The organism is Synechococcus sp. R5-13 (assembly GCF_047462015.1).
Classification (GTDB): domain Bacteria; phylum Cyanobacteriota; class Cyanobacteriia; order Thermostichales; family Thermostichaceae; genus Thermostichus.
On the sequence record NZ_JANSIL010000026.1, the window covers coordinates 1 to 9335 of the forward strand.

7 protein-coding genes are annotated in these 9335 nt (G+C 57.6%); 6 read left to right on the forward strand and 1 reads right to left on the reverse strand.

Translation table 11 applies throughout. From position 1 onward, the window contains the following. Positions 1–206 precede the first annotated feature (206 nt). From NW840_RS02315 to NW840_RS02340, 6 genes are all read left to right on the forward strand, one after another. Positions 207–1163 (forward strand): NAD(P)H-binding protein, encoded by a 957-nt coding sequence (locus NW840_RS02315; RefSeq protein WP_414342176.1) that lies wholly within the window; start codon positions 207–209, stop codon positions 1161–1163. Positions 1164–1568: 405 nt separating this feature from the next. Then, on the forward strand, positions 1569–3404 hold the full coding sequence (locus NW840_RS02320; RefSeq protein WP_414342178.1) for an NAD(P)H-quinone oxidoreductase subunit F: 1836 nt from the start codon (positions 1569–1571) through the stop codon (positions 3402–3404). A 50-nt stretch (positions 3405–3454) separates the two neighbouring features. Beyond that, positions 3455–4948: an NADH-quinone oxidoreductase subunit M gene (locus tag NW840_RS02325; protein WP_414342180.1), complete on the forward strand. Its 1494-nt coding sequence runs from the start codon at positions 3455–3457 to the stop codon at positions 4946–4948. A 116-nt stretch (positions 4949–5064) separates the two neighbouring features. Further along, positions 5065–6375 (forward strand): CO2 hydration protein, encoded by a 1311-nt coding sequence (locus NW840_RS02330; protein ID WP_414342182.1) that lies wholly within the window; start codon positions 5065–5067, stop codon positions 6373–6375. Between the two features lie 81 nt (positions 6376–6456). Further along, the gene (locus NW840_RS02335) at positions 6457–6915 is read left to right on the forward strand and encodes a fasciclin domain-containing protein (RefSeq protein ID WP_011434417.1); all 459 of its coding nucleotides are present in this window, start codon (positions 6457–6459) and stop codon (positions 6913–6915) included. A gap of 514 nt (positions 6916–7429) precedes the next feature. Then, the gene (locus NW840_RS02340; RefSeq protein ID WP_414342186.1) at positions 7430–7552 is read left to right on the forward strand and encodes a CHRD domain-containing protein; all 123 of its coding nucleotides are present in this window, start codon (positions 7430–7432) and stop codon (positions 7550–7552) included. A gap of 234 nt (positions 7553–7786) precedes the next feature. Here the strand turns inward: NW840_RS02340 and NW840_RS02345 are convergent, their stop codons facing one another. After that, complete coding sequence (locus NW840_RS02345; protein WP_414342184.1) at positions 7787–9178, reverse strand: TldD/PmbA family protein; 1392 nt, start codon at positions 9176–9178, stop codon at positions 7787–7789. Positions 9179–9335 lie beyond the last annotated feature (157 nt).

The following is a 9335-nucleotide window of genomic DNA, read 5'->3' on the forward strand; positions in this document are numbered from 1 at the left end:
AGCAGAGCAGGCTCAGGGCTACTGAAAGCCCGCTCCGTACCGCTTAGCGGTCGGAGCCGGGTAGTTTACTACCCAACTTTGGGGATCCCTCAAAGCCGGCTTGGCAGAGGATCCCCATTTTGTCGCTGCCTCAAAGTTGTGTTGGATTGTGTTGGGAGCTGTGTCGGTCTGATAGACTAAGCCTAAGGTTAAGAAATGATAATTTTATGAACGTGCTGGTTGTGGGGGCGACGGGAACGCTGGGCCGTCAGGTGGTGCGCCGAGCCATCGAAGAAGGACATCAAGTCACCTGTCTGGTGCGAAATCCGGCAAAGGCTGCTTTCTTGAGTGAATGGGGCGCTCAACTGAAAGTGGGAAATCTGCTTCAGCCCAGCACCCTCAACTCCGCCATGGAAGGCATCGAGGCGGTGATCGACTGTGCCACGGTGCGGGTGACCGATACCCTCAGCGCCCGTCAGGTGGACTGGGATGGCAAGGTTGCCCTGATCAATGCGGCACGGGCTGCCCAGGTAGGGCATTTTATCTTTTTCTCCATTATGGGCGCCCACCACGAGTACCCCAACGTGCCCCTGATGAATTTCAAGCATCACATCGAGAAGTATTTGATCGGATCCCAGATGCCCTACACCATTTTCCGGCCAGCGGGCTTTATGCAGGGGTTGATCGGCCAGTACGCCATCCCCATCTTGGAAGAACAAATCGTCTGGGTAACCGGCGAGGGCATGCCAACGGCCTACCTAGACACCCTAGATGCAGCCCGGTTTGCGGTGCGAGCTCTCACTGTAGAAGCTGCCAAGCAGCAAATCTTTCCCTTGGTGGGGCCTAAGGCTTGGACGGCCCGAGAAGTCATCGCCTTGTGCGAGCAGCTCTCCGGCAAAAAGGCCAAGGTCAGCACCATGCCGCTGGGATTACTGCGAGGGGCGCGCAAGGTGGCGCAGTTCTTTCAGTGGAGCTGGAACATTGCCGACCGGCTGGCGTTTGTGGAGGTGATCGCGGCCAAAGAACCCATGCACGCCGATATGACGCCTGTATGCGAAACCCTGGGGATTGAACTGGCCTCTCTGACCTCTCTTGAGGACTACCTAGCGGAGTATTTCCAGAAGATGTTGAAACGGCTTCGCGAGCTAAAGGTCAAGCAACCCAAAGTCAAAACGCCCTTCTAAGTCGTTGTTCTCAGTCTTCATCTTCTTGGCAATTTCACAGGGACTTACGATGGTAGCCTTGGGATGAAGAGGTGAACGGGATCCTGCTTGCGTTAGCCTATCGAAGACCGGAAGTAGGGCAGCAGAACTTCGGGGATGTCCTAGAGCCATTCACGGTATCTGCGCAGCCGGGGATCCTGAGTTCCCAAGGGGTTCATTTCCATCTACGCTTTAGAGAGTGAGGGGGTGACAACGACAGAGGTTATTCTGCTCCCCCTGCTTGAACTATAGATTTTTGTCTATAGTTTTTATCGGAAAGTTCAATTTTTATCTATCTCGGTTCGCAGCTAAGATGCTGCTTAAGATTTTTTACAGGATCTCAGCAAGTGTTCCAGTTTGGCCAAGATCCCTGGCCGAAGGAGGATTATGAGCTTGAACGGGCTGGTCACAACTGCATGGCTGATTCCCCTCTACGCCTTGGTGGGGTGGGCGGGAGCGCTGATCTGGTCCCCAGGAATCACCCGGCGCACGGGACCACGTCCGGCAGGTTATCTGAATGCGCTCTTGACGTTGATGGCCTTCCTGCACAGCGTGGGGGCGCTGGTGGCAATTTGGGATCAGCCGGCGCAGGTCATTCGGTTGCCCTGGCTACAGGTAGGGGATCTGATGTTAGAGCTGCCGCTGCAGGTGTCATCGGTAACTCTGGGGGCCTGCGCTGTGGTGACGGGGCTGAACCTGGTGGCCCAGATCTACGGCTTTGGCTACATGGAAATGGACTGGGGCTGGGCGCGGTTTTTCTCCCTGCTGGGCCTGTTTGAGGGGGGGATGTGCGCCTTGGCTTTGTGCGACTCCCTCTTTTTCAGCTACGTGATCCTGGAGATTTTGACCCTGGGCACCTACCTGTTGGTGGGCTTTTGGTTTAACCAGTCGCTGGTGGTGACAGGGGCGCGGGACGCCTTTTTAACCAAGCGCATCGGTGACTTGTTGCTTTTGATGGGAGTGATCGCCATCTATCCCCTGACGGGATCCTGGGAGTTTGAGGATTTGGCGGCTTGGGCTGAGGCGGTGCAGGCGGGGTCTGCCACTGTGGATCCGACCTTGATTGCGCTGGTGGGGCTGGGGTTGCTGGCTGGCCCGGTGGGCAAGTGTGCCCAGTTCCCATTGCACCTGTGGCTAGATGAGGCGATGGAAGGGCCGATCCCGGCCTCGATTTTGCGGAACGCAGTGGTGGTGGGCACGGGGGCCTGGGTGTTGATTCGCCTGCAACCCCTCTATGAGCTTTCCCCAACGGTGCTGAAGGTGATGCTGACTATCGGCAGCTTGACGGCGGTGGGGGGATCCCTAGTGGCTTTGGCCCAGATCGACGCCAAGCGAGCTTTGTCTTATCTGGTGAGCGCCTACATGGGCTTGATCTTTGTGGCGGTGGGCACCGGTCATCCCCAGCAAGCCTATGGGTTGCTGCTGACCTATGCTCCGGCCATGGCTCTGTTGGTGATGGCTCCGGGCACGGTGATCTGGAACAGCATTACCCAGGATTTGCGCTATCTAGGAGGCTTGTGGTCGCGGCGTCCTATCTCAGGGCTGTGCTTCTTGACCGGAATGGCCGGAATCATCGCTTTGCCGCCTTTCGGTTCCTTTTGGGTGCTGACGGATCTGTGGCAGCAGTTGGTGCAATCGGGGCAGGGGTTGTGGGCGGCAGTCGTGCTGGTCACCAATGCTGTAACGGCCCTAGGGCTGACACGGGTGTTTGGCCTGATCTGGGGGGGCAAGCCGCAGCAGATGAGCGAGCGTTCGCCGGAGGTGCATTGGCCGATGATGCTGCCCATGACGGTCACGATGGGGGTGGCGCTGCACATGCCCATGATCCTAGCGGCACTAGGTCTGATTCCCGCTCTGGAAGGGATCCCTGTTGGGGTAATGACGGGATCCAGCTTGACAGGCATTGCCTTGGGAGCCTGGCTGTATCTGCGTCCGCAGCGGCAGCCGGTGGACTGGGCCTTCTTGGCCGACTGGCAGGATCTGTTGGCCAACGACTTCTACACCCCCAAGCTCTACCGGGCCAGTGTGGTGTTTGCGGTACGCATCATCTCTGAGGTTACAGCCTTGTTCGACCGCTATGTGGTAGACGGCTTGGTAAATTTGACCAGCTTGGCGGTATTGGCGGGTGGACAGGTTTTGAAATACACCACCTCTGGCCAGTTGCAAGCCTACGTGCTGACGATTGTGGTGGGGGTGGCCCTGCTGGGCTGGCTGATTCTCTAGGCTTGGGCAAGGTAGCGGGACGGAGTCCTTAGATAAAGAGGGAAAAGACCATGCTGAGTGCCTTGATTGTGTTGCCGATCTTGGGATCCCTGCTCCTGTTCTTAGGCTTGGGGGGGCGAAAGCTGGCGGTGGCCTTGGCCGGGATCCCGCTGGTGATCTCGCTGCTGCTGTTTGCCAACTTCGACCTGCAAGCGGGAGGGCTGCAATGGGTGCAGCGGTGGGATTGGATCCCGGCAATTGGGCTGAGCTACTCCCTGGGCCTGGACGGGTTTTCCCTGCTGATGGTGGCTTTGAATGGGCTGCTCACGCTGATTGCGGTGCTGACAGCTGAGCCAGAGGTGAAGCGGCCCAACCTCTTATACGGCTGCATTTTGTTCATGAGCGGGTCGGTCAACGGGGCTTTTGTTGCCCAGAACCTGCTTTTGTTCTTCTTGTTTTACGAGCTGGTGCTGATCCCGATCTACCTGCTCATCTCCATTTGGGGCAGCCCTAAGCGGGATTATGCTGCCATCAAGTTTTTGATTTACACCGCCGTTTCCGCCATCTTTCTGTTGGGGGCCTTTTTGGCCATCTACTGGCTGGGGGATCCCCATAGCTTTGAGCTGCTGGAGATCCGCATCACCTCTCTCAGCCCTGTTGCCCAGACCTTGACGCTGTTGGCCTTGATCGTGGCTTTCGGCATTAAGATGCCGCTGATCCCCTTCCACACCTGGTTGCCTGATGCATACGGGGAGTCGTCGCCGCCAGTGGCCATCCTCCTGGGAGGGATCCTCTCCAAGTTAGGCACGTACGGTCTGTTTCGCTTTGGGCTGCAGTTGTTTCCCCAAGCTTGGGCCGACCTGGGCGGGATCCTAGCCTGGTGGGGAGCCATTGCCGTGTTGTCCGGGGCTTTGGCAGCCATCGCCCAAAAAGACATCAAGCGCATGGTGGCCTACAGCTCCATTGGCCACATGGGCTACATCTTGCTGGGCATGGCGGCAGCCACCCCCATTAGCCTGACCGGGGCGATGGTTCAGATGGTCTCCCATGGTCTCATCTTGGCGCTGCTGTTTGATCTGGTGGGCTTGGTGGAGCGCAAAGTGGGAACCCGCGATCTGGATGTGCTCAACGGCCTGCTCAACCCCTTGCGGGGCTTGCCCACAGTGAGCGCCCTGCTCATCTTGGGGGGGATGGCCAGCGCCGGGATCCCTGGCCTGGTGGGCTTTGTGGCGGAGTTTTTGATCTTCCAGGGCAGCTACCAAGATTTTCCTCTGCCCACTTTGATCAGCATCTGTGGCACCGGCTTGACGGCGGTGTACTTTGTGATTTTGCTGAACCGCACCTGCTTTGGCAGGTTGGACAACCGCACCGCCTACTACCCGCGCGTGCATGGCTGGGAGCGGATCCCAGGGCTGATTTTGACGGCCTTGATCGTTTGGTTTGGGATCCAGCCCATGAACCTGGTGAAATGGCCGCAACCGTTGGCCTTTACCCTATCCACCCAGGTGGCTCAAGCGCAAACGCTTATCCTGGCCTCGGCTGGCGATCTTGCCGATTCTCCCTAGGGAGCTGGGCTGCCTTCTCTGGAGCAGATCAAGGCAATCGGGAAACTTCCAGGAATTGAGATCCCAGGGAATGACCTCAAGGAGCCAGAACTTTTGAAGAGTTGGAGACTTCTTCTATGACGACAACCCTTACAACCCGCAAGCTTCCCCCTTCTACCCATCCTTTTGCGGATGTAGTCCACCGCTTGGAGGCTGGGGGATCCATGCTGCCAGATACGCCGGAAAACCTGATGCAAATTATCGGCCTCTACAAAGCCTATGCCGTGCCGATGGATTTCTACTGGCGGGATCTGCTCTACATTGCCGAGCAGGTGTTTGTGGATCCCTTGCCTTTTTTCAAGTTCATCATTCCTGAAGAGTATCTGAAGCTGGCCAACCACTACGCGGGGGATAACGCGGATTTGCGCATTTGGCGAGGCCAGGCTACGGCCCATCCCGAGCTGCTGGAGTTTATGGAAAAGGGGGAGCTGAAGCGCAAGCTGCCCAGGATTTTGCATCACCTCTGGCATGACCGCATCAACATGGAATTTGCCGAAGAATGTATGCGGGCCATGCTCTGGCACCGGGATATGGGGGGCTTGCTGGATCCCTACATGGATTCCGAAGAATACAAGCAAAATGCCGACCGCGCCATCCGCGCCTATTGCCAGGGCAACCCCTTGTTGATGGGGCTATACAAGCTCTTCCCCGATATGTTTTTGGAGCTGTGCCGCCAGGCCACCATGTACTCGGTGTTGGGCCTGTTTTGGGAGGTGATGGCTCCGGTCTTTTTTGAGATGAGCGATCTCTACGATGAAGGCAAAATCACCAGCGTGCCGGAGGCGATGAACTTTCTGGTCAACGGGATCTTCGCCATTGCCGGACGACCCATCTACCACCGCGTGCGTATTCGGGGAGAATGGTACGATATTGTGCCCAAATCCAAAGGATTCACCTGGCTATATGAGGCTGCCTTCCCCTATGTAGAGGCCGTGTTTTATCGCACCTCTCCTTTCCGCGGCACTAAGTCCTACAACGCCCAGGCCAACGAAGTTCCCACCAACCAGTTGGACTTCCACTACGGGATCCTCTACGCCGATAAGTTTCCGGTGGGCACCGCCGGGATCCCGCCCACGCTCTTGCACCAGGATATGTACCACTTTTTGCCCCAGTATTTGGTGGAGTATTATCGCAAGCATTGCCGCGGCGAAGAGGACATGCTGATTCAATTGGGGGTTAGCTTCCAGCGCTCCATGTACAACGTCACCTCAGCCGTGATTCAGGCGGGAAGGGCCGCTTTCTTGTATCCCCTTGATGATCCAAATCCACGGCACTTGATGATGAACCGCCGTTATTTTGAGGGACAACTCAATCGCTTCACCCGACCGGAATATGGGATCCGGGAAGCAGCCCGCCTCGCCTACATTCAGGATCAGAATTATCGCTAGCCCGTGGCAACTTTAATGATCCCAAAGCCTTTCGAGCAGCAATCCAGTTAGCAACAACTTCACAGCAAAAGGATCCCGGCCATGCCCGATATTGTCGATATTGCCGTCTCTGCTGAGGGCTTTTCCACCTTGGTAACTGCCGTTAAAGCGGCAAACCTGGTAGACACTCTCAAAAGCCCTGGCCCCTTTACCGTTTTTGCCCCCACCGATGGGGCTTTTGCCAAGCTGCCTCCTGGCACCATCACCACCCTGGTGCAAAATATCCCCCAACTGACTCGCATCCTGTGTTACCACGTGGTGCCCGGCCGCTTGAAAAAGGCAGATTTGGCCAAGTACCAAAGTGTGGGCTCGGTAGAGGGATCTCCCATCGACTTGTTGATCGAAGGGGACGTTTTCGAGGTCAATAACGCCACCGTTATCCAAGCCGACATCGAAGCCGATAACGGCATCATCCACGTCATCGACACCGTCATCCTGATGCGGCCCCACTGGTTCTGGCCGATCATGAACTCTGCTTTGGCCGCCTCGGCCAGAGGATAGACAGATCTATCCTGAACCGAGCTTGGGGAAAGTGCCTGGGTGAACCCTCTCCCCCTCTCCGCAACTTTATAGGTACGGTCAGAGATTTCTGCTCCGCGTGCAGTCTACACCATCCCCCAACCCCCACAGGGTGGGGATTTTTGTCTCTCGGTAGCAGTGATGTCGCCGTCTTTTAAACCCAGAGATGAATCCGAAGCTTGGCCTGATACGTACCTTATTTAGCCTGTTCTCTGACCGAGGAGCTTTTTTCCATGTTGTTGATCGGTTTTGCCCTTCGGCCTCGTTCAATTTTCGAGGCTTTTTGCGGCTTTTGCCTGGTTGCTGTCTTGTTTCTCAGCGGTTAAGGAAGCTTTACAAATCTCACAACCCCACTTCTACCCATTGCTAACTTTGGCCCTGGACATATTCACATTGCTCAGCCGCAGCCAGGACAATCTTTCGCCCAGGCCACAGGGCCGGTGGTCTTTGTCTTGAACATGTTGCCGATCCAGGCAATCAGTCGGGGAATTTCCGACTGGAAGCCAACCTCACCCCTGAGCAAGTCTCCAGCTTTTTGGCCGGAGCTTACTACATCAACATTCACACGCAGGCCAACCCGCCGGGCGAGTTGCGAGCCCAGGTGGTTTTCCCTCGCTAAGGTTTGATCCAGTACCCCATCTGGGATCCCCGCAGGTGAGGGGATCCCTAATTTTTGCGGACGGATTGGCTGTTCTGTGAACTCCCCCACAGTCAGTCGTGCCGGCAGGACAGAGTTTCTGTGTAGCTCCTGGCCAGCAGCTTTCGGTAGTCCTGGAGCTGGCCTGCCAGTCCCCTTTACAGAGCGAGCTGTAGGCTTCACCTCTGGGCTAGCTGTGGAGCGCCAAGGGAATAACTACACAGGTTGTTGCCCACCTACAATGGCCCGACAGCGAATGTAAGGGCCGCCTGCATCCACCTTGGCCGGTTGACCCTTGCCGCAATGGCCGGATCCCAAGTCCCACAGGAAGTCCCGCGAGACGGCATCCACCGATTGCAGCACCTCAAAAGCATTGCCGGTGATGGTGACACCGCGCAGCAACTCCGCCAGCTTGCCATCGCGAATGCGGTAGGCCCGCTCTACCCCAAACATAAACTCGCCCGTGGAGTCCGCCTGCCCGTTCCTGGCCCCATCCAGGAAGTAGCCATCGGGAGTGCTGGCGATGATTTCCTCTAGCGTTTGGGATCCGGGTTCAATGAAGGTGTTGCGCATGCGGATCAAAGGCTCATCGGCATATTCCCAGGCGCGGGCATTGCCGGTGGGCTCTACGCCAAAGTGGGCAGCAGTTTCGCGGTTGTGGAGATAGCTGACCAGAATGCCGTTTTGGATGATGGTGGTGCTTTGGGTAGGAACGCCCTCGTCGTCCACAGGAAGGGTTCCCCCTGCCCCCGGCATAAACTCTGAATGGCCGGAGTCTTTGAGGGTAACCCAGTCGCTGGCCACCCGCTGCCCCAGCTTGCCGGCAGCCACAGAACCCGCCAGAACAAAATCCGCCTCGACCGTGTGGCCAATGGCCTCGTGCACCAACAGCCCCACGATGGAAGGCGACAGAATAACCGTGGCCCATCCCCCTTCTGCGTAGCCTGCGGACAATAAATCAACCGCGGTAGCAGCCGCCTTTTCCGCCATCTGCAAGGGATGCGAGCGGAACAGGCAATCCCATCCCCCTGTTACCCCAATGGCCTCGGAGCCACTGCTGAGCTGGCCGGCAGCTTCGGCCACCGCCTGAACTCGCAGCTCGGGGCGCACCAGACGAAAGGCCACATCCGCCCCATCGGTGGTGACGATGGCTTTTTCCTCGTAAATCTCGTTGTAGGTGCAACTGGCGGAGCTAATTTGGCGAGAGGCCTGCCGGGCCTGCGCCTCGGTTTCCAGAGCCAACTGGATCTTCGCCTCCAGCGGCTTATTCAGCACCTCCTCCACACCGGGCTCGCAGAACTCCCCTTGGGCCAGCCGCACACTGGGCAGGGATCCCAGCTTTTGTTTGCGGTAGTCGGCGCTGGCTTGGGCGGCACGGCGAGCTTCAGCGATGGCCTCCCGAACGGCAGCCGGCGAGGGATCCCCGGTGGCAGCAAAGCCCCAAGTGCCGGCCTCCAACACCCGCACCCCCACTCCGGAACGGCGACGAACCGCGGTGCGCTCAAGGCGGCCCTTCTCGGCAGTGATGCTGCGGAACACCTTGCTGTGGTAGCGCAGTTCCACAAAGCCAGAGCAGTCCCGAAGGATGTCGCGCAGAAGGTCTCGCATAGCAACAGGGAGATGGGTGTAGTCCTCAGTCCAGCATAGCCCGATCCTGGAAAGTCGATGAGCTGCCACGCCGAGTAAACTACCCGGCACCCGCGCTATGCGCAGGGTGCGGGCTTTATCCCAATCCCTAGCTGACCCAGAGGACAGCTAAGTTTCG

Excerpts from the sequence above, each read along its gene's own strand:
- NW840_RS02315 (WP_414342176.1), top strand. The coding sequence starts at position 207 with ATGAACGTGCTGGTTGTGGGGGCGACGGGAACGCTGGGCCGTCAGGTG.
- NW840_RS02320 (WP_414342178.1), top strand. The coding sequence starts at position 1,569 with ATGAGCTTGAACGGGCTGGTCACAACTGCATGGCTGATTCCCCTCTAC.
- NW840_RS02325 (WP_414342180.1), top strand. The coding sequence starts at position 3,455 with ATGCTGAGTGCCTTGATTGTGTTGCCGATCTTGGGATCCCTGCTCCTG.
- NW840_RS02330 (WP_414342182.1), top strand. The coding sequence starts at position 5,065 with ATGACGACAACCCTTACAACCCGCAAGCTTCCCCCTTCTACCCATCCT.
- NW840_RS02335 (WP_011434417.1), top strand. The coding sequence starts at position 6,457 with ATGCCCGATATTGTCGATATTGCCGTCTCTGCTGAGGGCTTTTCCACC.
- NW840_RS02345 (WP_414342184.1), bottom strand. The coding sequence starts at position 9,178 with ATGCGAGACCTTCTGCGCGACATCCTTCGGGACTGCTCTGGCTTTGTG.